At 61.8% G+C, this 26904-nt stretch carries 23 protein-coding genes and 1 pseudogene; 1 reads left to right on the top strand and 23 read right to left on the bottom strand.

Annotated features, from left to right (window positions below; all coding sequences use genetic code 11):
- Positions 1–65: 65 nt before the first annotated feature.
- The 20 genes from J1C48_RS04925 to J1C48_RS04830 all read right to left on the bottom strand — a co-directional run bounded on the left by J1C48_RS04925 (position 66) and on the right by J1C48_RS04830 (position 21616).
- Complete coding sequence (locus tag J1C48_RS04925) at positions 66–347, bottom strand: usg protein (protein WP_207256684.1); 282 nt, start codon at positions 345–347, stop codon at positions 66–68.
- Positions 348–631: 284 nt separating this feature from the next.
- The gene (locus J1C48_RS04920; RefSeq protein ID WP_207256683.1) at positions 632–2167 is read right to left on the bottom strand and encodes a cryptochrome/photolyase family protein; all 1536 of its coding nucleotides are present in this window, start codon (positions 2165–2167) and stop codon (positions 632–634) included.
- 324 nt (positions 2168–2491) lie between these two features.
- The gene (locus tag J1C48_RS04915) at positions 2492–3172 is read right to left on the bottom strand and encodes a glutathione S-transferase family protein (protein ID WP_207256901.1); all 681 of its coding nucleotides are present in this window, start codon (positions 3170–3172) and stop codon (positions 2492–2494) included.
- Positions 3172–4074: a hydroxymethylglutaryl-CoA lyase gene (locus tag J1C48_RS04910; protein WP_207256682.1), complete on the bottom strand. Its 903-nt coding sequence runs from the start codon at positions 4072–4074 to the stop codon at positions 3172–3174. Before J1C48_RS04910 ends, J1C48_RS04915 begins: the two co-directional genes overlap by 1 nt.
- On the bottom strand, positions 4071–6050 hold the full coding sequence (locus J1C48_RS04905; RefSeq protein WP_207256681.1) for an acetyl/propionyl/methylcrotonyl-CoA carboxylase subunit alpha: 1980 nt from the start codon (positions 6048–6050) through the stop codon (positions 4071–4073). The genes J1C48_RS04910 and J1C48_RS04905 overlap by 4 nt, the downstream gene beginning before the upstream one ends.
- Positions 6032–6841 carry an enoyl-CoA hydratase/isomerase family protein gene (locus tag J1C48_RS04900; protein WP_207256680.1) on the bottom strand — a complete coding sequence of 270 codons (810 nt, stop codon included), beginning with the start codon at positions 6839–6841 and terminating at the stop codon, positions 6032–6034. Before J1C48_RS04900 ends, J1C48_RS04905 begins: the two co-directional genes overlap by 19 nt.
- Positions 6842–6849: 8 nt before the next feature.
- Entirely contained in the window at positions 6850–8451 is a 1602-nt protein-coding gene (locus tag J1C48_RS04895; RefSeq protein ID WP_425523485.1) for a carboxyl transferase domain-containing protein, read from the bottom strand.
- 45 nt (positions 8452–8496) lie between these two features.
- On the bottom strand, positions 8497–9813 hold the full coding sequence (locus tag J1C48_RS04890; RefSeq protein WP_207256678.1) for an ABC transporter permease subunit: 1317 nt from the start codon (positions 9811–9813) through the stop codon (positions 8497–8499).
- Positions 9810–10820 carry a branched-chain amino acid ABC transporter permease gene (locus tag J1C48_RS04885; protein WP_207256677.1) on the bottom strand — a complete coding sequence of 337 codons (1011 nt, stop codon included), beginning with the start codon at positions 10818–10820 and terminating at the stop codon, positions 9810–9812. The genes J1C48_RS04890 and J1C48_RS04885 overlap by 4 nt, the downstream gene beginning before the upstream one ends.
- Before the next feature lie 3 nt (positions 10821–10823).
- Positions 10824–11534: an ABC transporter ATP-binding protein gene (locus tag J1C48_RS04880; protein WP_207256676.1), complete on the bottom strand. Its 711-nt coding sequence runs from the start codon at positions 11532–11534 to the stop codon at positions 10824–10826.
- A gap of 52 nt (positions 11535–11586) precedes the next feature.
- Positions 11587–12369: an ABC transporter ATP-binding protein gene (locus J1C48_RS04875; protein WP_207256675.1), complete on the bottom strand. Its 783-nt coding sequence runs from the start codon at positions 12367–12369 to the stop codon at positions 11587–11589.
- A gap of 111 nt (positions 12370–12480) precedes the next feature.
- Positions 12481–13671: an ABC transporter substrate-binding protein gene (locus J1C48_RS04870; protein ID WP_231081621.1), complete on the bottom strand. Its 1191-nt coding sequence runs from the start codon at positions 13669–13671 to the stop codon at positions 12481–12483.
- Between the two features lie 99 nt (positions 13672–13770).
- The gene (locus tag J1C48_RS04865) at positions 13771–14535 is read right to left on the bottom strand and encodes an enoyl-CoA hydratase/isomerase family protein (RefSeq protein WP_207256674.1); all 765 of its coding nucleotides are present in this window, start codon (positions 14533–14535) and stop codon (positions 13771–13773) included.
- Positions 14532–15836, bottom strand: coding sequence for a phenylacetate--CoA ligase family protein (locus tag J1C48_RS04860; protein WP_207256673.1), 1305 nt, complete (start codon positions 15834–15836; stop codon positions 14532–14534). Before J1C48_RS04860 ends, J1C48_RS04865 begins: the two co-directional genes overlap by 4 nt.
- Positions 15833–16645, bottom strand: a complete 813-nt coding sequence (locus J1C48_RS04855) for a TetR/AcrR family transcriptional regulator (RefSeq protein WP_207256672.1) — start codon at positions 16643–16645, stop codon at positions 15833–15835. The genes J1C48_RS04860 and J1C48_RS04855 overlap by 4 nt, the downstream gene beginning before the upstream one ends.
- Before the next feature lie 55 nt (positions 16646–16700).
- Positions 16701–17585, bottom strand: a complete 885-nt coding sequence (locus tag J1C48_RS04850) for a MurR/RpiR family transcriptional regulator (RefSeq protein WP_207256671.1) — start codon at positions 17583–17585, stop codon at positions 16701–16703.
- A 137-nt stretch (positions 17586–17722) separates the two neighbouring features.
- The gene (locus tag J1C48_RS04845) at positions 17723–18694 is read right to left on the bottom strand and encodes an ABC transporter substrate-binding protein (RefSeq protein ID WP_207256670.1); all 972 of its coding nucleotides are present in this window, start codon (positions 18692–18694) and stop codon (positions 17723–17725) included.
- Complete coding sequence (locus tag J1C48_RS04840) at positions 18691–19737, bottom strand: FecCD family ABC transporter permease (RefSeq protein WP_207256669.1); 1047 nt, start codon at positions 19735–19737, stop codon at positions 18691–18693. The genes J1C48_RS04845 and J1C48_RS04840 overlap by 4 nt, the downstream gene beginning before the upstream one ends.
- Positions 19734–20738, bottom strand: a complete 1005-nt coding sequence (locus tag J1C48_RS04835; protein WP_231081629.1) for a FecCD family ABC transporter permease — start codon at positions 20736–20738, stop codon at positions 19734–19736. The genes J1C48_RS04840 and J1C48_RS04835 overlap by 4 nt, the downstream gene beginning before the upstream one ends.
- Before the next feature lie 5 nt (positions 20739–20743).
- A complete protein-coding gene (locus tag J1C48_RS04830) occupies positions 20744–21616 on the bottom strand; it encodes an ABC transporter ATP-binding protein (RefSeq protein WP_207256668.1) in 873 nt (290 codons plus the stop codon).
- A gap of 449 nt (positions 21617–22065) precedes the next feature.
- Here J1C48_RS04830 and J1C48_RS04825 point away from each other — a divergent pair, with 449 nt between their 5' ends.
- The gene (locus J1C48_RS04825) at positions 22066–24213 is read left to right on the top strand and encodes a TonB-dependent siderophore receptor (protein ID WP_207256667.1); all 2148 of its coding nucleotides are present in this window, start codon (positions 22066–22068) and stop codon (positions 24211–24213) included.
- Positions 24214–24552: 339 nt separating this feature from the next.
- On the opposite strand, the pseudogene J1C48_RS04820 reads toward J1C48_RS04825, so the two are convergent.
- The 3 genes and pseudogenes from J1C48_RS04820 to J1C48_RS04810 form a co-directional block, all read right to left on the bottom strand.
- Positions 24553–25522 (bottom strand): annotated as a pseudogene (locus tag J1C48_RS04820) (IS481 family transposase).
- Between the two features lie 224 nt (positions 25523–25746).
- Positions 25747–26226, bottom strand: a complete 480-nt coding sequence (locus J1C48_RS04815; RefSeq protein ID WP_207256899.1) for a F0F1 ATP synthase subunit B — start codon at positions 26224–26226, stop codon at positions 25747–25749.
- A gap of 15 nt (positions 26227–26241) precedes the next feature.
- Positions 26242–26847, bottom strand: coding sequence for a F0F1 ATP synthase subunit B (locus J1C48_RS04810; protein WP_207256666.1), 606 nt, complete (start codon positions 26845–26847; stop codon positions 26242–26244).
- Positions 26848–26904: the final 57 nt, after the last annotated feature.

The raw sequence follows: 26904 nt of genomic DNA, 5'->3' as shown, positions 1-26904 counted from the left end.
CGTCCGGGCTTACACCGGCTCGACACGAACGCGATGCATCCCGTTGCAAATCGGCCGTCTTGGCCTCAATGCAGGACGCCGCCGTCCTTGACCAGGCGAACCTCCTGCGGCGCGATCAGGCCTTTGTGCATCACGCGGACCGAGTGGATGACCGCCTCGATCTCCCGCTCCCAATGGTCGAGAAAACGCTTCAGCCGCGGATAGTCCGGCGCGATATCCTCAAACTGCCAGAGGAAGGTCTGCAACAGGGACGGATGATCCGGCATTCGATAGAGAACTTCGGCCGAGGTCAGGCTGTAGCCCTCGATCATGCGGCGAAACGACGTGTCGACTGTTCCCGTGGTCATCGGCTCACCTCCAGGTGTGGACCGGATCGCGTCAGGTCGATCCGGATCGCCCCGTCGTCGACGGTGCCCCCTCACAACGGTGCGGCACCGCCCGACAGGATCCATGCTGCGCCGCCTTGGTTAACGCAATCTTAACCCTGCCCGCGACAAACAGACCAGTTCGACCCTCGCACCTCCACCCCCGCCGCTGGTGCAGGCGCCAGCCGGCCGGTAAGCGCCGGTGAGCCGGTGGGCCGCGACACGCCGCAAGGCTGACGCCAGCTTTGGCGCCGCGCGCCTTGGACTCAATAGTCGCCGGAGGCCTCAAGCCCGTCCAAAAAGCTCTGGGCTTCGGCGCGGATCGTCCTCACCTTCTCCGCATCCATCCGGTCCAGCGTCGCATAGGTGCGGTTCATCCGCGGATTGCCCTTCAACCGCTCGGTGTGGCGGGCGATGAAATCCCAATAAAGCAGATTGAACGGGCAGGCGCCTTCGCCGGTCTTTACCGACGGCGAATAACGGCAGGTTCCGCAATAGTCGGACATCTTGTCGATATAGTTGGCCGACGCCGCATAGGGTTTTGAGGCGAACAGCCCGCCGTCGGCGTAGAGGATCATGCCGACGACATTCGGCATTTCCACCCACTCATAGGCGTCGTGATAGACGATCAGATACCACGCCTGCACCTCGCGCGGGTCGAAACCGCAGAGAAGGCAGAAATTGCCGATCACCATCAGCCGCTGGATATGGTGGTTGTAGGCGCTGGCCCGAACCTCGGCAAAGCATTGACGCAGGCAGTTGAGGTCGGTTTCGCCGGTCCAGAAGAAATCCGGCAGCTTGCGCCGAGCGAGAAGCGTGTTGGAGCGCTCATAGTCCGGCATCTCGCGCCAGTAGATGCCACGGATGAATTCGCGCCAACCGATGATCTGGCGGATGAACCCCTCGACCGCGTTGATCGGCGCCTTGCCATCACGATAGGCCGCCGCCGCGCGGTCGCACGCCTCGCGCGGATCGATCAGCCCGCAATTGATCAGCGCCGAGAGATGCGAGTGGAAAAGCAGCGGCGCGCCCGCGCGCATGGCGTCCTGAAAGGTGCCGAAGTCGGGCAGCGCCGTGTCGATGAACCAGTTCAAGTAATGCAGCGCCTGGCGCCGCGAGACCGGATAGTCGAAATCGTCGAGGCTGCCGAAATGGTTGCCGAACCGGCCGGCGACAAGATCGAGCACCGCCTCGGTGGTGTCATCGACGGCATAAGTCGGGCGCTTCGGCGCCGTCACCGTCTTCTTCAACGGCTCGCGATTGGAGTGGTCGAAGTTCCACTGCCCCTCGGCCGGCTCGTCGCCCTCCATCAGATAGCCGGTCTCCTTGCGCATCTCGCGGTAAAACGACTCCATCCGCAGCGCTTTCAGCCCCTCGGCCCAATCCTGGAAGCGCTTGTGGCTGCAGAGAAACCGGTGATCGGGGCGGATCTCGACCGGCACCTCGAGCTCCTCGCGCCAATCCTCCATCATCTGCCGCACCCGCCATTCGCCGGGCTCGGTCACGATCACGATCTCCGGCCCGTGCCGCTCGATGGCGCGCTTCAGCTCGCCTGAAAACGAGCCGGTATTCGCCTCGTCGTCGAGCCGGACGTAGTCGACCGTGATTCCGCGATCGGCGAGCTCTTCGGCGAAATGGCGCATGGCGGCGAAGAGAAAGGCGATCTTGCGCTTGTGGTGCCGCACATAGCGGGTCTCGTCCGCCACCTCGCACATCAAGACGACATCGCCCGCCGCCAAATCATCAAGCGAGGATATCGTTCGGCTGAGCTGATCGCCGAGCACGAAGCGCAGGCCTGCCATCCCCTAACCGCGCGGGACGGAACTGGCGGATTTGCCGCCAACGAGCGAACGTCTCACCATGGACTCCCTCAATCTCGCTGACCTCGGCCACCCCATTCTTGAGGCAAGTCCAGCCCTTGGCATCGCATGACAGCAGAGGAAGCATCGCCATTTTGAGCGCCCTGCGTCCGGTCGGACGCAGACAGGACGCTCTCACTCTCTGAATTGACGCATCGTGCTGTCGAAGGACAGTTGAGCGAAATTTCACCCTGCTCCGAAAGGGGCGCGATCTGCGGCCCTTCGACGCGTGCGATGGTCCTTTTCCAGGCCCGTCACCTGTTGCCGCTAGATCCGGGCGGTCGCATTCGTCAGAGGCGCCGGAATATTTGACACCTCTTGCGCCATCGCGGCGGCATTCTCGGCGCGGCGCGCCCGCTGAAAGGCCTCGCGACCCTCCAGACGCTCCCAATAGTCACGAACGCCCGGTTCGAAATGCTCGGAGAGCCCGATAATGTCGGCCAGCATCAATGCGTAGCCAACAGAAATGTCCGCGATCGTAAAGCGGCCGGCTGCCAGATAAGGGGTCTCGGACAGCCTGGGACCGATCGCTCGCAACCGAGCGAGGAACCATTTCGTATAATCGTCGACGACGCCGGGAAGCCTGCGCTCTTCGGGCTCAAACCGCCCGTATCGCAGAATAAGCGTTTGCGGAACGGTGAGCGTCGACTCGCCGAAATGCAGGAAATTGAGAAAAGTGCCGAAATCCCCCTCGTGCGTCCCGACTTGCAAAAGCGTCGGCGCCGACATTGCCGCCAGATACTGACAGATCGCGGCGGATTCGCTCATCCGCACGTCGCCGTCGATCATGAAGGGAATTGTTCCGAGCGGATTGATCTCAAGAAACGAACGCTGACACACGCGCGGCGGAAACGGCAGCATGACCAGCTCATACGGCCGTTCCAGCTCCTCCAGTGCCCACAAGACGCGGAAGGAGCGGGCACTGACGCAATGGTAAAGCGTGATCATCATGGTTTCGTCCGGGCGAGCAGCGCTTTTGCGACACGCGAATGGGGACCGCGTCCGAGCTTTGCACTGAACCAGTGCGCGCAGTCGACGAGGCGGGGAAGATCGATACCGGTTTCAACGCCGAGCCCCTCGAAGAGATAGACAAGATCTTCGGTGGCGACATTGCCGCTTGCGCCCTCGGCATAGGGGCAGCCGCCAAGGCCCGCGACGGAGCTGTCGAAAGCGGTTAAGCCAAACTCCCATGACGCGAATGCATTGGCGACGCCCATGCCGTAGGTGTCGTGATAGTGTCCGGCCAGCCGTTCCACGGGCACCCGGCCCGCAACCGCTTCGAGCATGCGCCGCACCGAGGCGGGCGTTCCGACGCCGATCGTGTCGCCGAGCGAAATTTCATAGCACCCGGCATCGAACAAAAGACCGGCGACGTCAGCAACTTTTGCCGGTGCGATCGCGCCGTCATAGGGGCATGCGACGACGCATGAGACATAGCCTCTGACGCGGACATTTTGCGCGCGGGCGGCCTCGAAGATCGGGACGAAGCGATCGATGGACTCGGCGATCGAGCAGTTGATGTTCTTCTGCGAAAATCCTTCGGAAGCCGACGCGAAGACGGCGACCTCCCTCGCTCCGCTGGCCATCGCCGCCTCGAAGCCTTTGAAATTGGGGACGAGAACCGGGAAATTCACGCCGTCAATGTCGCCGATCATGGCCATCAGCGCGGCGTGATCGGCCATCTGCGGCACCCATTTCGGGGAAACGAACGCCGTCGCCTCGATGTGTTTCAATCCGGCGCCGGCGAGACGGTGGATCAACGCCCGTTTGACATCCGTGGCGACGATCTGCGGTTCATTTTGCAGCCCGTCTCGCGGACCGACCTCGACGATGCGGACGGATGGTATCATTGCTCGGGCTCGAACTGGATCAGTTCCAGGCCGCTGGCGACCTGTTCGCCAGCGTCGCACAGAAACGCCCTGACACGCCCTCGCGCCGGCGCTTCGAGCGTGTGTTCCATTTTCATCGCCTCCATGACCAGGAGCTTGGTCCCCTTCTCGACAAGCGTATCGGTGGCGACGAGATGCGCAACGATCTGGCCCGGCATCGGCGCGCGCAATTGCCCGTGAGCGGCATCCTCTCCGGCCGCCGGCCGATGGCTTGCGACATGGGTGACGGCATAGGCGGTGCCGTCGAAAAAGACATGCCGGGTCGCCCCGTCGGCAACGATCACGGCTTTGAGCGAGCGGCCATCGAGTTCGGCGCGCAGATTTGCGTCGCGGCCCATTTGCCCGCGCGCGTCGATCCGTCGACCGTCAATCGTCAGCGTCCAGCCATCCGCAGCCGGCCGGGCCTCAACAGCTCGCTCCGTCGCGGCCGACGTCAGGCGGAATTGTCGACGGCTGGCGGCGTTCATGCGCCAGCCGTCGGACCGCATCCAAGGATCCGCTCGGTGTTCGAAAGAGCGGCTGTCGAGAAGTTCGGCAAGGGCCGCCAAAGCGAAGGGCTCGTCCGGCACCGTCTCGCTCGCCGGCGGAAACAAGGCGGCATTTTCCCGCTCGATCAGGCCCGTATCGAGGTCTGCCGCGGCGAAGGACGCACACTGAACAAGCCGCGCCAGAAACGGCACGTTATTGCGAAGCCCGACAATGCGGAACTGGAAAAGAGCCGCTTTCATCCGGGCCAGGGCCTGCTCCCGGCTGTCGCCATGCACGATCAGCTTGGCGATCATCGGGTCGTAAAATGGGGTGATGTCATCGCCCTGCTCGACGCCGGTATCGACACGCAGATGGGCCGTTTCGGGGGGTGGTGCGAGATGCACGAGCCTGCCGGTCGCGGGCAGGAAACCACTGTCCGGATCTTCGGCATAAATGCGGGCTTCGATGGCGTGGCCGCTGATCGTCAGCTGCTCCTGGGTGAGGGGCAGAGATTTGCCTGCGGCGACATGCAGCTGCCACTCCACCAGATCGACGCCGGTAATCATTTCGGTCACCGGATGTTCGACCTGCAGACGGGTATTCATTTCCATGAAGTAGAACGCGCCGGAGCTGTCGACGATGAATTCGACCGTTCCAGCACCGACATAGCCGACGGCACGCGCCGCCTCGACGGCGGCCTTGCCCATGGCCGCGCGGCGCTCGGGCGTCATATGCGGCGCCGGCGCCTCCTCCAGCACCTTCTGGTGGCGGCGCTGGACCGAGCAATCCCGCTCGAACAGATGAACGCAATTGCCGAGCGTGTCGGCAAAGACCTGAATTTCGATATGTCTGGGCCGAAGGACATATTTTTCGATCAGGACGTGGTCACTGCCGAAGGCGTTGACCGCCTCGCGTTTGCAACTGTCGAGCGCGTCGCGGAAATCGTCCGGCCGATCGACCCGGCGCATGCCTTTGCCGCCGCCGCCGGCGCTCGCCTTGATCAGGACCGGATAGCCGATCCGATCGGCCTCAGTCGCCAGAAATGCCGGATCCTGCTCATCGCCGTGATAACCCGGGGTCAGCGGCACGCCGGCTTTGTCCATCAGAGCCTTGGCGGCCGATTTCGACCCCATGGCGCGAATGGCCGAGGGCGGAGGGCCGACAAAGATCAAACCAGCCTCAGCGCATGCGGTGGCAAAATCCTCGTTTTCGGAGAGAAATCCATATCCAGGATGGACCGCCGCAGCTCCCGACTGAACCGCCGCGGCAATGACCTTCGCGATATCCAGATAGGAGTCCCGAGCGGGCGACGAACCGATGAACACCCCTTCATCGGCCAGACGCACATGCCGGGCATTCCGATCGGCTTCCGAGTAAACCGCGACGGTCGTCATGCCCATGCGCCGGGTGGTCTTGATGATGCGGCAAGCGATTTCGCCGCGATTTGCGATTAAGAGCTTGGTGAACATGAGGTACTTTCCATCCAGACTGGTCGCCGCTTCTCCAGAAAGGCCGTCAAACCCTCCCGCGCCTCGGGCGAGGCGCGCAATTCGGCGATCCGGACGGCGCAGTCGTCATGCAGTTGCGGCGTCAGCGAACGATTTTCGACGTCTCTGATCAGCGCCTTCGCCGCGGCTTGCGCCTGCGGGCCACCGCTCAACAGCGCATCCGTTATCGCCGCAACGGCCGTGTCCAATCCGTCATCCTCCACCACCTCGTGAACGAGGCCGATGTCGCGGGCAATCTTCGCCGGTATGCGTTCACCCGTCTGAAAGTAGCGAAAAGCCTGCCGTGCTCCGATCGCCCGGATGACATAGGGGCCGATGACACTGGGGATGAGACCGAGGCGAACTTCGGAGGTGGCAAAAAACGCCCGATCCGAGGCCAGGCAAATGTCGCAGGCCGCGGCCAGGCCCATTCCCCCGCCCATGGCCGCGCCCTGCACCCGGGCTACGGTCGGCTTAGTGCAATCCGACAACACCGCAAACAATCGCGCCAAATGCTTTGCATCGGCGATGTTTTGCTCTTGGGACGATGCCCCTTGCCGCTTCATCCAGTTGAGGTCGGCACCGGCGGAAAAGCTCTTGCCATGGCCGGCAAGCACGATGACCCGGACGGTATGATCGGTTTCGAGCGCGATGATCGCCTCGGTCAGTTCCCGAATCAGCGTCTCGTCGAAGGCGTTGTGCAGATCTGGCCGGTTCATCCAGATCCAGGCCACCGCCTGCTTTTGGTCAAGAACGATAGACGACGAGGTCATGGAACACCTCACATCCGGAAAAGACCGAACCGGGTCGGCTCGATCGGGGCGTTGAGCGCGGCGGCGAGCGACAGACCGAGCACCCGCCGGCTTTGCGCCGGGTCGATCACGCCGTCGTCCCACAGACGCGCGGTGGCGTAGTAGGGGCTTCCCTGTTCTTCGTATTGAGCGCGGATCGGCGCCTTGAACGACTCTTCGTCCTCGGCGGACCAATCACCGCCTTCGGCTTCAATCTTATCCCGCCGGACCTGCGCCAGGACCGAAGCTGCCTGCTCGCCGCCCATCACGCTGATACGGGCATTGGGCCACATCCACATGAAGCGGGGACTGTAGGCGCGACCGCACATGCCGTAATTGCCCGCACCGAAACTGCCGCCGATCACCATGGTCAGCTTCGGCACGGCCGCGGTCGCGACCGCGGTCACCATCTTCGCGCCATGCTTGGCGATCCCATCGTTTTCATACTGGCGACCGACCATGAAGCCGGTGATGTTCTGCAGGAAAATCAGCGGGATCTCCCGCTGGGCGCACAGTTCGATAAAATGCGCGCCCTTTTGTGCCGACTCGCCGAACAGGATGCCGTTATTGGCGACGATGCCGACCCGGTTGCCAAACAGCGTCGCGAACCCGGTCACCAGCGTCGTTCCATAACGCGCCTTGAATTCGTCGAACCGCGAGCCGTCGACAAGGCGCGCAATGATTTCGCGGACATCGTAAGGTTTGCGCGTCTCGGCGGGAATCACGCCGTAGATATCTTCGGTGGGATAGAGCGGTTCATCGACGGAGATTGCCACTTCGGCGCCGCTTGCCGGTGGTCGGAAACTTGCCACGATGCGCCGGGTCAGAACCAAGGCGTGCTCGTCGTTCTCCGCCAGGTGATCGGCAACGCCGGACAGCCGTGTATGAACATCGCCGCCGCCGAGATCTTCGGCGCTCACGACTTCCCCCGTCGCTGCCTTCACCAAAGGCGGACCTCCGAGGAAAATCGTCCCCTGGTTTCTGACGATGATCGTTTCGTCGCTCATCGCCGGAACGTAAGCTCCGCCCGCGGTGCATGAGCCCATGACGACGGCAATCTGCGGAATGCCCTTCGCCGACATCTTGGCCTGATTGTAAAAGATTCGCCCGAAATGATCGCGATCCGGGAACACCTCGTCCTGACGCGGCAGGTAACCGCCACCGGAATCGACCAGATAGATGCAGGGAAGATAGTTCTGCTCGGCGATCTCCTGGGCGCGGAGGTGCTTTTTCACGGTCATCGGATAGTAGGTGCCGCCCTTCACCGTCGCGTCATTGGCGACCACGACGCATTTGCGGCCTTCGACACAGCCGATGCCGGCAATGACACCGGCGCAGGGGGCTTCACCGCCATACATGCCGTTGGCTGCCAGCTGCCCGATCTCCAGAAAAGGCGAGCCGGGATCCAACAGATGGTCGATCCGGTCGCGTGGCAGGAGTTTGCCGCGTGCGGTGTGGCGGGCACGGGAGGTCTCATTGCCGCCGACAATCACCGTGGCCGCCTTGTCATGCAACTCGCTAACGAGTGCCGTCATCGTTGCGGCATTCGCCTGAAACTCCGTGGAGCGCGCATTGATCTTCGTTTCCAGGATCTGCAATGGTTTTTCCTTCCCCTCGTTTGTTCTTGAATGTGGCCCTTAATTTCGGCTGCGTTCGGGAAGGAGACCGCGCGGGCTGAACCTTAGAACCGCGATCAAGACAATACCGACGAGCGGAAGGCGGATCTGCACGGCGGAATTGATCAACTGCGACTTGAGCGGCCCGTCGGAAAGATGGGCCGTGATCAGATGCATCAACGCGGGCCCAAGGCTTTCGGCCTGGATCCAGATCAGCATCACCACCAGCGCGCCGAGGGTCGAGCCAAAATTGTTGCCTGAACCGCCGAGGATCACCATCGCCCAAATCAAAAACGTGTAGCGCAGCGGGTCGTCATAGCTGTGCGGCGAAAAGATCCCGTGGAACACGGCATAAAGGGCGCCCCCGATGCCGACGACGGCAGAGCCGAGGACGAAGATCTGTAAATGACGCTTCTTGACATCCTTGCCCATCGCTTCGGCGGCGACTTCGTTGTCGCGAATAGCGCGCATCATGCGGCCCCATGGCGAATTCAGCGACGTTTCCGCAAGGGTGAGCAAGAAGACCAGGACGGTCGCTGAAATCAGCGCGAAGCAAATGCCAACGAACAGAGCCGACGCGGTTCGAACGTCGATCCCCATGCTATGGGCAGCTGCGATGAACCAATCCGCATTTTGCAAATTGACTTCCTTGGGGACCGGCCAGCGGTGAAGGTCGTAGACATCCTTGACACCACGATCGAGCCAGATCTCGTTTTTCATCACGCTGATGATGATCTGACCGATCCCCAATGTGGCGATCGCCAGATAGTCCGAGCGCAGCCCCAGCGCGATCTTCGCGACCACCCATGCCGCAAACGCGGCAAAGCCCGCGCCGACGAACCATGCGAGCGGAACCGGCAGCCCCATGCCGCCGATATTGCCGGCGGAGGCCGGATTGACGGCCTCCACGGCCTCCACGGCCGGGGTGTAGACATATTCGAAGGTCGCCCACCCGAGACCCGTCAAGAGAAGGATCACGACGACCCGCAACCAGGCCGACGGCAGTTTGCGATATGCGGCGACGCCGCCGAAAACGAATGCGCCGCCGCACAACAACGACAATAAAATGCGAGGCGTGCCGGCATTCCAGGCTTCAAGGTTCGCCGAATTCGACACGAGAACGACGGCGAGACCGCCAAGCGCAAAGAAGCCCGATATCCCGATGTTGAACAGGCCCGCGTAACCCCACATCATATTGACGCCCAGCGCCATGACCGCGGCGATAAGCGCATCGTTGAGCACTGTCAGCGCGAGCATCCAGCTCTGTAAGATGCCGATGGACAGATAGAGGAGCCCAATGACGGCAAAATAGATAAGTGGTCGATTGAGCCGGGTCACAATGATCTCCCGCTAAACAGCCCGGTCGGCTTGAACAGCAAGACCACAACGAGAATGATGAAGGAAATCGCGTATTTATAGTCGATCGACACGAGCTGGGCGATGCCGTGTGGCAGGAATTGCTCCGGCAACAGGTAGCTGAAGACTTTCCGCCAAGCATAGGTCAGCGAAACTTCGGAAAAGGCGATGACGATCCCGCCGCCGATCGCGCCCAGCGGATTGCCCAGTCCACCCACCACGGAGGCTGCGAAAATCGGCAGCAACATCTGAAAATATGTGAAGGGCTTGAACGCCTTGTCCAAGCCGTAGAGCACGCCGGCAATGGTGGCGAGCGCAGCGACGATCAGCCATGTCACCTTCACCACATATTCGGGATTGACGCCTGACAGCAGCGACAGGTCCTCATTGTCGGAAAACGCCCGCATGGCTTTTCCCGTCCAGGTGTTGTTGAGAAACCAAAAGAGCAGTCCGACGACGACGATGGCGACGACGACGGTGATGGCCGTTGTGCTGCGGATGGCCAGACCCTCGTGGAGCCCGGTCAAATGGCGGAATTGCGCCGCGTTGATGATGAATCGATCGCCGTCGGCGAAATTGCGCTCCTTCACGCCAATGATGAACCGGGTCAGTCCGTTCATAACGAACATGACCCCCATCGAGACGATGACCAATCGCACCGGTGGTGCTTTCGTCTTGCGGTGAAACCGGTAAACCGCGCGATCCGTCAGCAGGAGCAATGCCGATGTCGCGGCAATGCCGATGGGAAGCGCGATCAGTGCCGTCGGCAAAGGTCCGGCGGTCATTCCGAACGACTGCAGCAGCCATGTGAACAGGATGGTGATCGCTGTCCCGAACGCCATCGTGTCGCCATGCGCGAAGTTGGAAAACCGTAAAATGCCGTAGACGAGTGTCACGCCGAGCGCGCCGAGCGACAGTTGCGCCGCATAGGAGGTCGCGGGAATGATCACGTAATTCAACAGAGCAACGGCCGCATTCAAAATCTCCATGCCCTAGCCTCCGAGGAACGTTTTTCGAACCTCCGGATCGGCGAGCAGCGCCTGGCCGGTGTCGGTATAACGATTGGCGCCCTGGACCAGGACATAGGCCTTATCGGCGATCATCAGCGCCTGGCGCGCATTCTGTTCGACCATCAAAATCGAAATTCCGCTGCGCGCGACCTCGATGATTCTGTCGAACAATTCGTCCATGACGATCGGCGAAACGCCGGCGGTCGGCTCATCGAGCATCAGCAGTTTCGGCCGCGTCATCAGGGCCCGGCCGACGGCCACCTGTTGCCGTTGTCCCCCCGAAAGCTCGCCCGCCTTCTGACTGCGCTTTTCTTTCAGGACAGGAAACAGCGAAAAGATCTGGCTCATCGTCTCACCAAGGCCCTCGCGCCGGCGGTAAGCGCCCATCTCGAGATTTTCTTCGACCGACATTGTGGTGAAGATGTTCTGGGTCTGGGGAACGAAGGCCATGCCGCAGGACACCCGCTCCTCCGGCGAGAGCGAGGTGATATCCTCGCCTTCAAAATGCACCGAGCCAGAGCGCAATGTCAGCATACCGAACAGCGCTTTCATCGCCGTCGATTTTCCGGCACCGTTCGGCCCGACGATGACGGCGATCTCGCCTTGGGCAAGCGCAATCGAACAGCCGTTCAGGATCGTGGTGTGACCGTAGCCACCGGTCATCTGGTCGCCGACGAGAAGCGGTGCCGTCATTAGGCTGCTCGCGTCCCCAAGGTGTCGGGCCCGCCGTCAAGATCGTCTTGCGTCATTGCCGTGCCCCTTTCGCATTCTTCAGCCCCGTCCCGAGATAGGCTTCGATCACCGCCTCATTGTCCATGATGTGGTCCGCAGGGCCCTGTGCGAGGACTTTGCCCTCAGCCATGACAATGACAGGATCGCAAAGGCGGGCGATGAAATCCATGTCGTGTTCGATGACGCAGAACGTATAGCCGCGGGTCTTGTTGAGGCGGACGATCGCATCGCCGATCGTGTTGAGCAGCGTTCGGTTCACGCCCGCGCCAACCTCGTCCAGAAAGACGACCTTCGCGTCGACCATCATGGTGCGGCCGAGTTCCAAAAGCTTCTTTTGGCCGCCTGAAATATCGGACGCCTTTTCTTGCGCGAGATGAGAAATCGTCAGAAAATCGAGAACCTTGTCCGCCTTCTCCGCGAGCGCGTGTTCATTGGCGGCGATCTCGCGGCGGCGTGTCCAGGTGCTCCAAAGACTTTCACCGATCTGGCCGGACGGGACCATCATCAGGTTTTCGCGCACGGACATCGATCCGAATTCATGCGCCAGTTGAAATGTTCTCAAGAGCCCTTTGTGGAAGAGCTCGTGCGGGCTGAGGCCGGTGATGTCCTCGCCATCCATGATGACCCGCCCCGAGGTGGGTTTGAGATGCCCGGCGACGACATTGAACAGTGTCGTCTTTCCAGCACCGTTCGGGCCGATCAATCCGGTGATCGATCCCGTGGCAATCTTAAACGATGCACCGTCAACGGCATGGAACGCGCCGAAATGCTTGCGGATGTCCTCGACCACTATCATCAACAATGATCCTTCTTCGCAGCGGGCGCCGCGATCGATCCGCAACAGAGCGCTTTCGCGGCCCAGAGCGATCTGGGCCGCTGCGCTTCATCGGCGGGATGGCAAAGGGTCTTATTCGTAGTAATCGGTGACCTGCGTGCCACCTTTGATAGTGTAGATGCGATAAGATCCCGATGCCTCGCCCGGTCCGATCAGCTTCACCGCTGTCGCACCCTCGTAGTCGATCGGCTTGCCCTCGGACAAAAGCTTCAAGCCCTTGGCAAGTTCGCCCGGCAGGATCTTTTCACCCGGCCCGTTTGCGACTTGCATAATCTTGCCCTTGAAGTCTGCCGATTTGGAGGATTTCGCAGCCTCCATCGCCAGCATGATCAGCGCGGCTGCATCGTAGGATTCGCCGGTATAGGAGCTGGTGCCGTCGACACCGGCTGCCTTCGCCATTGTCAGGAACTTGGTGTGCCCCTCGCCTTCGGCGCCCGGGATAATGCCGATACTCCCTTCGAGCGGGGCACCGATCGCCTTGATCAGGCTGTTGCCATACATGCCATCGGATAGAATGAATTTGGAAAAGGCGCCGGAATCGGTGGCCGCCTGGATGATGCCTTTGCCGCCCTGGTCGACATAGCCAATCACCACAAGCGCGTCGCCCCCGGCCGAAGCCAGCGCGCCGACATCGGCGGAATAGTCCGCCTTGCCGTCTTCGTGCGGCGCGGAAATCGTGATTGTCCCACCGGCGGCTTTGAATGCGGGTTCGAAGGCCTCATCCAAACCCTTGCCGTAGTCGCTGTTGGAATAGGACACCGCGACGCTCTTCAAGCCCGCTTTCATCAAGACGTCAGCCATGACGACGCCCTGGCGAGCATCGGACGGTGCGGTGCGGAAGAACAGGCCATCGTCCGGAGCGGTCGATAGGGCCGGCGAGGTGGCGGAAGGGGAGACCATCACGATCCCGTTGGGACGGGCCACGGCCTGCAGGACGGCGGCAGACGCGCCCGAGCAATCGGCACCGATAATGGCGTTGACATGATCAGCCGTGACAAGGCGCTGCGCGGCGGCGGTTGCCGCCGCCGCGTCACCGCAGGTGGAATCGGCCCGCACCGGCGTCACGGTCGAGCCGTCGAGAAGAGCGCCGGAATCGCTCACTTCTTTGATCGCCATCTCCGCCGACCGCGCCATCGGTGGCGTGATCGACTCAAGTGGTCCGGTAAAGCCGAAAAGAATGCCCAGTTTGATGTCTTCGGCATGCGCCGCTCCGACGGCGACCATTGTGCTGGTTGCAAGCGCAATGGCGGCGAGTTTGCTCAAGCGATGTCTCATCCTGTTCCCCTTGCTCTCTTCGTGTGCCGGTCCACAAAAAGTCTGCGCATGCTCAGATCCCCGTTCCCGGCGACAGGGATCCTCAAACTATTGGAATGCCAGGATTCGTCGCGACGTCTCGGGGTCGAGAAAGCCGGCGATCGTGGCGTCGGTTTCTTCTCGTAAAGCCCGTTCGATATCGCAGACGGCGGACGCGTTGAGCGCGCGTTTCATCCGGCGGATGGCATCCTGCGGCAACGCGGCCAGTCGGCCCGCGACCTCCAGCGCCGTGTCGCGCAATTCGGCATCCGGCACGACGCGCCATGCAAGGCCCATCTCGAGAAGCGCTTGAGCCGAATATCGCTCACCGAAATAGAGCATTTCGCGGGCTTTCTGGAGACCGACCAGCGCCGGCAGAAGCGACGTGACCGCGCCGGTGACGAAGATGCCGAGGCTCATCTCCGGGAAGAACGCGCGCGCGCTTTCGCCCCAGATCGAGAAATCGCAATTGATCGCCCATTCGAAACCCCCGCCGACGGCCCAGCCGTTGATCGCGCCGACGACCGGCTTGGCGCCGAAAGTGATGGCACGGGTGGCGGCCTGAATGGCTTCGACGAGGTCGCGCGCTTGCGCCTCGGTTTCCGGATGAACATGCTCACGCCGGTCGTCGCCGGCGCAGAAGGCCCGGCCTTCGCCGGTGAAGACGATGATCTTGGTCTCGGGACAGCCGTTGGCATCGTCGAATGCCCGCGCGACATCGTCGATCAGCGTCCGATTCATGGCATTGAGGCTGCCGGGGCGATTGAGGGCGATGGTGCGCACGCCGTTGGCATCGAGTGTACTTAAGATCGCAGCATAGGTAAAGGATGTCATGAATATCTCTTGACGACGCGTTTGGTCTTGCCTTCGGTGACAGGGAATGTGCCGTGAGCCACCAAGATGACACGCGCGGTCGCACCCAGGTTCTTCTTCAGATCGGCTTCGACACGTCTGGCGAGGCCGTCGTCGAGCGTCTGTCCACGGGCCGCTTCGCAGGTCAGCGGCAAGACGTCATAAGGGGGCGGATTATCGAGATAGATCCGATAGTCGCCCGAAAGCGCGGGATTGGCAGCCAGAACGGCAGCCACCATGGTGGGGAACATGTTGAGCCCGCGCACGACGATCATGTCGTCGCTGCGCCCGACCACCCGGAAGCGGAAGCCATGCCGGCCACAGCGGCAGGGCTCGGTTTCGTCGATCTCGATAATGTCGCCGGTGCGGAAACGAACGAGCGGCTGGCACTCGCGATCGAGATGCGTGAGCACCAGTTCGCCGCGCTGACTGGCCGCAAGCGGAACGGCGGCAGTCGAATCCGGATCGATGAGTTCCGGATAAAGCACGTCGCTCGCCAGGTAATGCAGCCGGGTATCATCGTCGCACTGGGCAGCGAAATTGGAGAGCACGTCGGAAACGCCATAATTCGCGTTCCGGGCTTCCATGCCCCAGGTCTCGCGCAGCCGGTTGCGCAGCGCCGGATCGTCGAGCCCCGGCTCGCCACCGAACAATCCAAGCTTCAGGCCGAGATCTCGGGGTGCAACGCCCGGAAATTTTTCCTCCAGCACCCGCTCCAGAACCGCCGGATAGGACGGCGTGCAGGAGATCGCGTCGATCCCCACCTCCATGATGGTTCGGATGAGCAGTTCCGTCCCCCCGACGCCGAACGGCACCACAAGGGCCCCGGTCTGCTCCAGCGTCATGTGGTCCGTCAGCCCTCCCATCCACATCTGATAATTGAGGCAGTGAACGACGGTGTGGTCCGGCGTCAGTCCGGCAGCGCTCTGACTTCTGCCGCCAACGGCCTCCGTCACCATGCAATCACGGGCCGAAAGCGCGAGGTTCATGGCCTGTCCGGTCGTCCCCGAGGTGCGGTGGAGTCGCACGACCTGGGAGCGCGGCGTTGCCAGATAGTTGCCGAAAGGCGGATATTGGGCCTGCGACTGACGCAGACCGGACTTGTCGGAGAGGGGAAGCGAGGCCAGATCGCGGAGGTCTTCCGGCGGCGGCGTGTCTCCCCAAAGCTGGCGATAGAACGCGGAATTTTGCTGGACGTGAACACGCTGCTTCGCCCAGGCGCGCTGCTGGAGCGGCAGGATTTTTGATGGCGGAAAGAACTCGCTGCCCATCGTGAGCGTCATGCCAGCAGTCCCTTTTTCCAAAGCGCGACGAGCGTATTGACGGTCGTGTCGCGATCGCCCGAGAGCCGTTGCAGATCGGGATCCCGATTCAAAAGGAGCGCTGAAAGATACTGGTCGATCATGCCGCCGAGCGCATAGGCGCGGCGGAACAGCTCGTCGGAGGGGAGCGCCGCCATGGCCGGGCGGCGGCGCAAAGACGCCACCACGGCGGTGATCCATTCATGGTTGAGCTTTTGAAACGCCTGGGTCGCCTCGGGCAGGTCGTCGGAATGATTCATCAGACCTCGCATGAGGCCGGGATTCGCGGCGACGAGGTCGTAATAGGTCGCCGTGGCATTCCATATCCGATCGCCACCCGCCGCCCGGCCCGCCAGGCGCATGGTGTTTTGGACAAAATCGACAAAGCGAAGAAGCGCCCGGCCGATCAGGTCGCTGCGGTCGGTGAAATAAAGGTAGAACGTGCCGTTGGCGACGCCCGCCACACTGCAGATTTCGGCGATCGTCAAACCGGATAACGGCGTGTGATCGAGAATTTGACAGACCGCCGCGACGATCGCCGCCTCCGTCCGCTCGCGCTTGCGTCCGCTTGCAGCTTCATCAACGACGAAATCTGCAAACCGCAAACGCGGCGTTTCAACGTTCATTTCAGCTGTCGCGGTCGATGTCATCGTCACCTCGTTTCCTGAATGTGATTTCATTTTCATTTTTGAGTCAATCGCTTTTTGCAGCGCGAAAGAACCGCCGACGGGAATGCCGCAGACATCGATATGAAAGGTGCTGAGGTGGTGCTGATATCGCGGACAGGCCATTCACGGCGGAAAATTCCCGCGCCGACCTGGATCGACACGCCGCCGCTCGCGCGTCTCATTTCGAGGTCGGCCGGATCATCCCTCGCAGCTCGATCAGGCGATCGAGCGAGCGCAGCGTCTCATCCGGCCGCATGGCCGAATAGGCGATGTGCAGCAGTTCGACGGCGATCAGCGATGGCGCGTGCAGCGCGATGCGTTCCGACTTGGCGCGGGGAAGGATCACCGCCTCTTTCGCGTGATCGCGCAGGGGTGAACCCTGCTTGCCGAGAAACATGACGATCGGAATGTTAAGCCGCTCGGCTTCCGCGATCGCGGCCATGGCTTCCCGATGCGCGCGCCCGTGCAGCAGCATGATCAACAGCTGCCCCTCGCGCATGGCCATGAGCTGTTCGGCCAGCGCGATTCCCGTGGCGTTCAACGCGTAGCTCCGCAATCCGGATCGGGAGAAGAGCCGGGCAGCGTAGTCCGCGATCAGACCCGAGGCGCCAATCCCGCAGAAGCAAATTTCCTGCGCCTCGACGAGACGTCTCGCCATGCCGGCAATCGCCTTGCGATTGTCTTCCGATGCCAACGCTTCAATCGTCCGGCAATTGCTTTGCAGCACGAAGTCGATCGCTTGATCCACCTGCCCGTCCACGTCCCGCAACGTGGCGGCCATCTTCTCGATCGGACTGTCCGTCTCGCCGAGCCAGGCTTCCAGCACATCCTTGAGTTCCCGCAGCCCGCTGAAGCCGAGCGATTGGATCGCACGAATGACCGTGGCATCGGAAGCACCCGCCTCAAAGCCGATTTCGAGCGCGGAAAGGCCCAGCACGCGGTGGCGATGCGCGTCGATGAATTCGGCAACCCTCAGAAGGCTTGGCGATAGGCGATCACGGCGCTTAGCCAGCTGTTCGGCAAAGCGGTCCTTGATTCGCGGCGAATGGTTGATGCCGGACATTGATCTTTCCGTGAAGAATGCGCCGCGCCGCGAAAGGCCGGTCGTTGCACCGCCATAAGCAGGCTGTTTTGCACTCGGCCGCCGCCCTACAGTATTGGCTCGAAAATCGGAATCGATTTTCGGCAAAGCACGATGCGTCAATTCAAAGAGTTTGAGCGTTTGTTCTGCGTCCGATCGGACGCAGGGCGCTCGAAGGCCGTCCGGATTGTCGTGACCATGTCGAACAGCGCCGCATAGGAGTTTGAGATCGCCTCGTCGCGCGGAATGAGGAGGTAGTGTCCGGCGCGACAGGCCGAGAGAAATCGGCAAAAGCCCGGCACCATCTTTTCCATGGCCCTGATCTCCGCCTTGGCTCCCCCCGGCCGGTCGGCTCGATAAGGATCGAAGATGACGTCCGCATCGAGATCGGGCAGATATTCGGCGCTGACGACGCGGCTTTGCCCTTCCGGCACAGAATCGATCAGTTTGGGGAAGCGGAAACCGGCGTCCCTGAGGACCTGCCCGATCGCGCGATAGCTGTGGTAGACGTCGAGCTTGCCCCGCAGCGGCTGGAACACGGAGACCGAGTAATCTTGCGGGTGCAGCTGCGTCTTGAGGAGTGCGATCTGCTCGCCATAGCGGCGTTCGAGGCGCTTCAGTTGTTGTTCCCGACCGGTTGCGGCCGCGAGCAGCCGATAGATGTGAGGCGCCCCGAGATCGGCATTGATCACGATGGTCGGAGCGATCTTTCGCAGCTGCTCGATCGGTGTCGGGCGCGAGAGTGCCGTGATAATGAGGTCCGGCTTGAGGGCCGCCAACGCTTCCAGATCGATGTCCGTGGCACCGATGAAGGCGATGTCGCTATTGTCGAAATCGACGCCCGTCAGAAGCGCCGAGGATCGCATATAGGGGTTGCCGTGACGGTCCAGCCGGCCGTGACTTGCAATCGGCATGACACCGAGCTCGATCAGCGGAATGGTGACATCCACATCATAGAGGGACGCGATCCGCTGGGGCGGACTGGCGAGGGTGACGTCGTGGCCGCTGTCGTCGTGAATGACGATGGGCTCAGCCCGTGCGGCGCCAATCCCGGCGAGGCTGAGGAAAAGGCCCAGTACAATCGCTCTCATCGCAAGTCCTCGGTCCGATCCCGCCGCAGCCATAGCAACAGGACGAGCAGCGGGGCCCCGATGGCGGCAAGGGAAATGCCCGCCGGCAAGGTCACCGGTGCGAATATCGTGCGGCCCAGAGTATCGGCGGCAAGAACCAGCAGCGCGCCGATCATCATGCTCGCGACGAGCTGGCCGCGAAGGCTCTGACGGGGGAGAAAACGGGCGATATGAGGCGCAATCAATCCGACGAAGCCGAGCCCCCCGACCACCGAGACCGATCCCGCGACCAGCAGCACCGCACACATCAGCGTGGATCGGCGAGGGCCAGATCGCGCCGTGCCGAGGACCGTGGCGACCGCCTCGCCCATGTCGTCGAGTTCGGTGTGACGCGCGAGCCAGAAGATCACCGATCCGGCGAAAACCAGGATCACAGCGGCGATGCGAACGCTCTGCCAATCGGCGGCTTGAAGGCTGCCCGCCAGCCAAAGCAAGGCCGATTGCAGGCTCGTGAGGTCGGCTGAGGCAAGGAGGATGACAAGCATGGATGAGAGGCACCATGAAATGCCGAATCCGGTCATCACGAATTTCAGCGGAGATGCCCCCCGTGAAACCAGCGCGACCGCGAGGCCAGCCGCAAGGCCGCCCGCAAGGCCGACGACTGGGCGCAATGCCAGCGGCATCGCCGGTGAGACGAGGAGGAGCGCAACAATGAACAGGCTCGCCCCCTCGCGCACCCCGAGGAGACTCGGATCGGCAAGGCCGTTCCGTGTCTGATACTGGGTCACCGCACCGGCGAGCGCGAGCATCGCGCCGGCCAGCATCGCCAGACAGATCCGCGGCGCCCTGAAGTCTCCGAGTATCAGCGCATCCGTCGCCCCGAGATCATGAAAGACCATCCAGCGCACGACGCTTTGGACGTCGATCGCGCGGCTGCCAACCGTCAGCGCCCAGCCGGCCAGCACGAGCAGCAAAGCGGCCAGACCGGTATTGGCGAGCAAGGCTTTCCATCGCATGCGGACAGACAGATCGCCGAGACGAAAAACGAGCATGCCGGCGCTCATCGCAAGGTCCTGAGGACGAGCCAGATGAAAACCGGTGCCCCGACCAGACCGGTCAGGGCGCCGGTGGGCAATTCTCGAGGTGCCAGAATGCCGGCGGCAAGACTATCGGCCGCCAGCAGAAGGCCCGCGCCGCTGAGGGTGACGAGGAGCAAGGCGGCGACCGAGGGCTTGTTGTGCAGCCTTGGCCACAGTGCCGGGGCGACAAGACCGACAAAGCCGATCGGTCCGATCAAAGACACCGCCGACCCGGATAGGAGGGCTGCCATCAGCAAGGCGATCAGGCGCGTGCGCTTGACGGACGCCCCCAGGCCGCGGGCCAGATTATCGCCGAGGCTCAACGCGGCAAGACGCGGCATCACCAATGCCGCGCCGACCAGCCCGATCACGACCGTCGGAGCGGCGGCGGCAATGGCGGACATCTGCACACCCGCGCTGTCGCCGAGCAGCCAGAAGCGCAGCTGTTCGAGCGTGTCCTCGTCGAGGATCAAAATCGCCGAGACGAGTGCATTGGCCATGGCCGAAAGCGCGATACCGAAGAAGATCACACGCACGGGACTGAAGCGGTCTCGCCCGCCTGCCGAAAGTGCCAGCACCGCCCCGAACAGAAGAAACGCCCCCAGGCTTGCGGCGAAGGGTTTTGCCGCCACCGGCAACGGAATCAGCGGGAAGGCCGTGAGGACGACGACCGCAAGGCTAGCGCCGGCATTCAGGCCCAGGATGTGCGGCTCACCGAGACGGTTGCGCATGGCCGTTTGCAGAAGGAACCCGGCAGCCCCCAGGCAGGCGCCTGCCATCACCACGGCGAGGATGCGCGGAAGACGCAGATGGAGGATCACGAATTGATCGAAACTCGCCGGCGAGCGGTCAAACAGCAGCGCCGGAAAGGTTTCGAGCGGCACGTTGCGAGGACCTTGCAGGACATGCAGTCCGAAAAGGACCGCCACGAAACCGAGCGCCAGCGTCAAGGACGCCTTATGGGCCCCGCCACCCGCGCCCTGCACGGGTGTCAAGCCGGGGCTCCCTGAGCATCCGGATAGCGAGGCAGGAAGACCGGCAAACCCGTTTGCGGGTGGGGAACCATGATGGCCGAGGTGTCGAAGACCTCCTCGATGATCGCACCGGTACATTGCTTGGGATCGGCAACCGTGTGTTTGATGACGCCGTCTTTCACAAAGACGAACCGATCGGCATATTGCAGCGCCATGTTGAGATCATGCAGCACGCAGACGATCGTGCGGCCATGGTGCCGGACCAGCCGGCGCAGCAAAGTCAGGATCGCGACCTGATTGGCGATGTCGAGAAACGTCGTCGGTTCGTCGAGCAGAAGCAGCGGCGTCTTCTGCGCCAGGACCATCGATATCCACACACGCTGACGCTGGCCGCCTGACAAGGCTTCGACGTCGGTTGTGGCAAGGTGTGAAATACCGGTCAGGGCCATGGCCTCGTCGACCGCGGCTTCATCGCGGCGGCTCCAGTGACGCAAGAAGCCTTGATGCGGAAAACGCCCTCTGCCGACCAGCTCGGCAACCGTCAGACCCTCCGGGACCGGAGGCTGTTGCGGTAACAGGCCGAGTTTGCGTGCGACCTCGAGCGTCGGGCGGCGGCTGATGTCCGCTCCATCGAGCAGGACGCTGCCCTGGCGTGGTGGCAGCAGGCGGGCGAGCGTCGAGAGAAGGGTCGATTTTCCCGATCCGTTCGGCCCCAAAAGGACCGTGAGGCATCCCGGTTCGATTGCGAGATCGACGTCGCGAATGACGATGCGCCGGCCAAAGCCGGCGGCAAGACGAGTCGCTGAAAGCTTTGAGGCCAGCACCTCTTGAGCGCGCCGTGCGTCTGGAAGGACGCAGAATGGACGCTCTATGGTGTTGATTCTACGCATCGTGCTTGCCGAAAATCGATTTCGATTTTCGAGCCGATGCTGGAGCCGCAATTTCCATGGATTTCTCATTTCGCCTTAACAGGGATCGAAATATAAGCTGAATGTAGTAGTCAAATTTTGCGCTACATTTTTTTCCAGCGTGTCGCAAGATTACGCCGATCCTAGTGCTTGGACGACACACCCCAGCTTCGCACCCATGCGGGTTCACCAACACGCCGGATTGACCGGACCAATCCCTCTAAATCGCTGGACTTGCGAATAGAAACTTCTGCCCGGATCGGCGGTATCCGCCTCCCCGTCGGCTGGCGGCATGCGCGCCGCGTCGACTGCAAGGGGATGGGCAAGGGTCCGGTCACGGTGTCGATTTCGCGGCAAAAACTTGACTACTACAGTCCACTATTCGAGACCGACCGCGAATCCTCCCGATACCGTTCGAAGTGACCACGTCCATGAAACCCCGCAGCCCCATCTCGATCCTGTGCAGCAGTCTCGCCCTCAGCGCTTGCATTCTTGCGTTCGTCGATCCAGCCATCGCCGACAACACAACTGTCATCAAGCTGAAAGAGGTCGTCCTGCAGAGCAAAAAGGGGACGACGAACAGCCGATCTTACAAGGCATCGCGCAGTTCAACGGCAACCCGGACTGAGACGCCGGTGCTGCAAATCCCCCAGGCCGTCACGACGGTGACGGCGCAGGCCATTAAGGACAAGGCGGCAAAAAATCTCGACGACGTGCTGTCGACTGTCAGTGGTGTCACCCAGGCGAACACGATCGGGGGCGTCTATGATGCCGTCATCCGTCGAGGTTTCGGTGAAAGTAGCGACGATTCAATCCTGACCGATGGATTGAATACGGTCCTGCCGCACAGCTTCAATGCGACGACCGACTATGTCGACGTTCTCAAGGGCCCTGCTTCCACGCTCTACGGCATTCTCGATCCCGGCGGAATGATCAATGTCGTGACCAAAAAGCCGCAAGACACATTCTCCGCCGAGGCCTGGTCGACCTTTTCCGCTTATGGCGCAGGGCGCTATTCCAGCAAGGCTGGCGTCGACATCACCGGGCCGGTCACCAATACCGGTTTTTCCTATCGCTTGATCACCGAGGGCGAAGACGGCGACTATTGGCGCAATTTCGGAACCAACAAGAATTGGCTGATCGCACCGTCGTTCAAATGGGAAAACGACGGCACGCAGTTGCTCGTCTCTTACACCCACCAGAATTACGTCAGTCCCTATGACCGGGGAACGGTCTACGATGCCGCGAATGGCAGGATGCTCGACATCAGCCCACGTGAGCGGTTGGACGAAAAATGGTCGAAGATCGACGGGGACTCGGACCTCTTCAAGACGTCGCTGACACGGCAACTTGGCGGCGACTGGAAATTCTCACTGAATTACGGCTTCAGCAGGAATTCCTTCGAGGCCAATCAAACCCGCCCGGTGTCTTATAACGCGAAGACAGGCATGCTGAACCGCAGTTCGGATGTGCGCGGTTACGACGACACCAAGGAACACGCCGTCCGCGCAGACCTGACCGGAAGCGAAGATCTCTTCGGTTTGAAAAACGAATTCCTTTTCGGCTCCGCCCTGCGCGACAAGGATATCTCGCGTTCTGCGCTGCAGCGTTGCAACAAGGGCGCGCGACTGGACGTCTACGATCCGGAATACGGGACGATTTCGCCCTGCACCTATAATGCATCGGGTGCGGTCGAGGAATATGAGCACCTGCTCACCACCTCGCTCTATGGACAGGATCGTGTCCATCTCACCGACCAGCTGACGGCGGTCGGCGGCGTCCGGCTCGAACATTATGGCATCAAGGCCGGAAGCGGCGACACGGTCAACACCGACACGGCCGGCTACGCCTTCGTCCCGAATGCCGGGCTCGTCTGGCAGTTCCGGCCCGACATGTCGCTCTATACCAATGTCGCGAAGACCTTCCGGCCGAACGTCTCGATCAATCGGCCCTATGGCAGCCTCGATCCGGAGCAAGGCGTTTCCTACGAGGTCGGCTCGAAGGTCGATATCACCGACGGGCTGAGCGGCAATCTTGCCCTTTACTACTCCGAAAAGCAGAACGTCGCCTATGCCGAGACGACGGCAAACGGCGATACGATCTACCGGACAGCCGGACGGGTCCGCTCGAAAGGCGTCGAACTCGACATCGCCGGACAGCTCACCGACAATTTGCAGATGGTGGCGAGCTACGGCTTTACCGATGCGGTCGTGGTCGATGACGCGACCTATGCCGGCAATGGCCTCGCCAATGTCGCACGCAACACGGCTGCGCTGCGGCTTGCCTACGACTATGGCCAGGTGTTCGATAATACCGGAAGGCTCCGCTTCGGCGGCGGCGTTCGGGCCGTTGGCAAGCGTCCCGGCGATGCCGCCAACAGCTTCGATCTGCCGGCCTATGGCGTGGTCGATCTCTTCGCCAGCTACACCATCGAACGCAAACATCCGATCGAGATCAATCTCAACCTGAACAACCTCTTCAACAAGACCTATTACCCCTCCTCGATGGGCAACTCCCCCTTCGGTGTCGCCGTCGGTGAGCCCTTCAGTGCCGCTTTGACCCTAAGGGTGAAATACTGAGAAGTATCGAGCGAGCGACGCGGGTCGCCATGCGGGGCCGGGCCTTGGACGGACTGACGAATGCGGTCCGTCCACCCCATTTGCGGCGAAGGCCACCTCAATTCTCCGCCGCTCGTTGGCCCATGTGACGGGGCCCATGTGAGGGGCGTCTCCTAGTCCTGCAACGAGGTGTCTTGCCCGCCTGACGATGATCGGGCGGGCAAAAGAGCACGATTTCAGATCCCTGAGAATAGGAGCTCCGGGGATTTTTGCCCCGGCGCAAAATATCGATCATGCTCCAGCATCGGCCCGACAAGCGGGATCGATTCTCGGCAAAGCAAGATGCGTCGATTCAAAGAGTTAGATGTGGTGTCGCAACAGGTTGTCGCGATTGAAGCCTAATCGGGAGATTGGGGTTTGATCGTTGATGCCGCCGTGAGGACGGTGCCAGTTGTAGAGGTGGTTCCAGAACGGCAGTGCGTTGGCTCGCTCTTGCGATGTTTGGTAGGAATTTCCATAGGCCCATTCGCGCAAGGCAGCCTGGATGAAGCGCTCGGCCTTGCCGTTGGTTTTCGGCGTGTCGGGCTTGGTCCTGACGTGTTTGAGGCCGAGGTCGCGACAGGTCTTTCGCAAGGCCTTGGATTTATAGCAGGCGCCGTTGTCGGTCATGACCCGGCGGATTTTCACGCCAAGGCTTTTGTACCAGATGATGGCGGCCTTCAGATGGGCGACGGCACTGACGGCTTTTTCGTCGGGATGGATCTCGGTGAAAGAGAGCCGGGAGTGATCGTCGATCGCGACATGGACAGTCTCCCAGCCATAGCCGGATTTGCCGTGGCTGCGCGGTGAGGACTGGCCCGTGCGATCCCCTTGTCACTCGATGACCGGGACGCTCGAAGCGGCCAAGTTTCTTGATGTCGAGATGGATCATGTCGCCGGGGCGCCGGTGCTCGTAACGCCGCGTCCGCTCCTTCGGTTCGAGATCCCTGGCGCGCGAAAGCTTCTCGCCGCGAAGAAGACGGCTGACCGTCGAACGCGAGACCCCGGTGAGACGGGCCACATGCTTTCCTGTCAATCGCTGCCGACGCAGGCCGACGAACTCGGCCTTCACCGCGTCAGGCGTCGGCTTGCGCAGCCGCCTCGGTCGCGATGATCGGTCCTGAAGGCCCGCAATGCCCTCGGCCTGATAACGACTCCACCATTTGCGCGCCGTGCGCGGGCAAACGCCTGCGTCACGGGCCGCGGCCTGCGGCGTTTGCCCGCCCTTCATCGCCCTCACCAGTCGCTCTCGACCATGTGGCGTCAAGCGGGCATTCTTGTGGATGTTCATTCGGGCCTGCCTCCGAAAGCGGTTGAAGCGTCGTAACTCCAATCTCTTCGGTCAGGCCCGAATGGACAACCTATCGAAATCCCACATCTAGGGCGTCAGAACGCCAAGGGGACGCGGACGACGGCAAAACCGCCCGTCGCCGATATCCCCGCATTCCCCGCCAAACGAAAAAAGCCGGACCCTGAGGCCCGGCTTTCTGAACGGCGATCTGGCGCTCGGGCCGATCAGTTGAGGCGCTTTTGCACTTCCTTGATCGACTGGTCGATGAACGAGCCGCTGGAGCCGCCGGAATTGCGATCGGCGATGATCTTCGCCGACGCCTCGACGGCGATGTTCACCGCTGAAGCACGAACCTCGGCGATCGCGTCGCTCTCGGCCTGGGCGATCTTCGCCTCGGCCATGGCGGTGCGGCGCTCGACATATTCCTCGTTGCGCCGGCGGGCGTCCTTCAGCATCGCCTCGGCCTCGCGCTTGGCCGCCGCGACGATGTCCTTCGCCTCCTGCTCGGCCTCGCGGCGACGCCGCTGATATTCGGCCAGCTGCTGCTTGGCCTCTTCCTTCAGCTCGCGAGCCTCCTCGATCTCCTTGCGGATCCGAGCGGCGCGCTCATCAAGGTTCTTGCCGACCTTCGACGGCGCCTTGATATAGAAGACGATGGCGAAGAAAATGACGAGGCCGACAAATGCCCAGAATGAATTCGTCATCATGATCGGTCTCCCTTAGCGGCCGGCCTGAGCGACGGCATTGGCGATCTCATCCTGGCTCGCCTCGATGCTCGCGACTTCGCGCAGGATCGTGTCGGTCACGTCGCGGGCGATCTGATCGACCTCGGCGAGAGCCGAACCCTTCACCCCGGCGATGCGGGCTTGGGCCTCTTCGAGCTTCTTGTCGAGCTCGCCGTCGAGACGCTTGCGCTCCTTCTCGGCATCGCTGCGGGCCGATTCCTTCGCCTCATGGGCGATCGAATGGGCGCGGTTGCGAGCCTCGGCCAGCTCCTGTTCATAGGCCGCCTCGGCCTCGTCGGCGTCGGAGCGCATCCGCTCAGCCGCCTCGAGATCGAGCGCGATGCGATCACGCCGATTCTCCAAAATGCCGCCGATGCGCGGCATGATGACGTTTTTCAAAAGCCAGTAGAAGACGCCGAAGGTGATCGCCAGCCACAGGATCTGCGACGGAAAATATTCGGGATTGAAGGGGGGAAACCCCTCCTTGTGTTCCGTATGGGCAACAGTGCCCTGATGAACAGCGCCCGGCACACCTGGAGCGGTGGTCTGGGCGGAACCCGTCGCTTCACCGTCCTGGGCGAAGGCTTGCGTGACGAACATCGCGGTGTCTCCGGCAAGAATGACCGGCGGCTGGTCGGCCGCCGGTCGCAACGGTTA

Source organism: Jiella flava (assembly GCF_017349315.1).
GTDB classification, from domain to species: Bacteria; Pseudomonadota; Alphaproteobacteria; order Rhizobiales; family Rhizobiaceae; genus Jiella; species Jiella flava.
The sequence above is the reverse complement of the archived record's forward strand: the minus strand, read 5'-3'. Positions and strand labels throughout refer to the sequence as shown.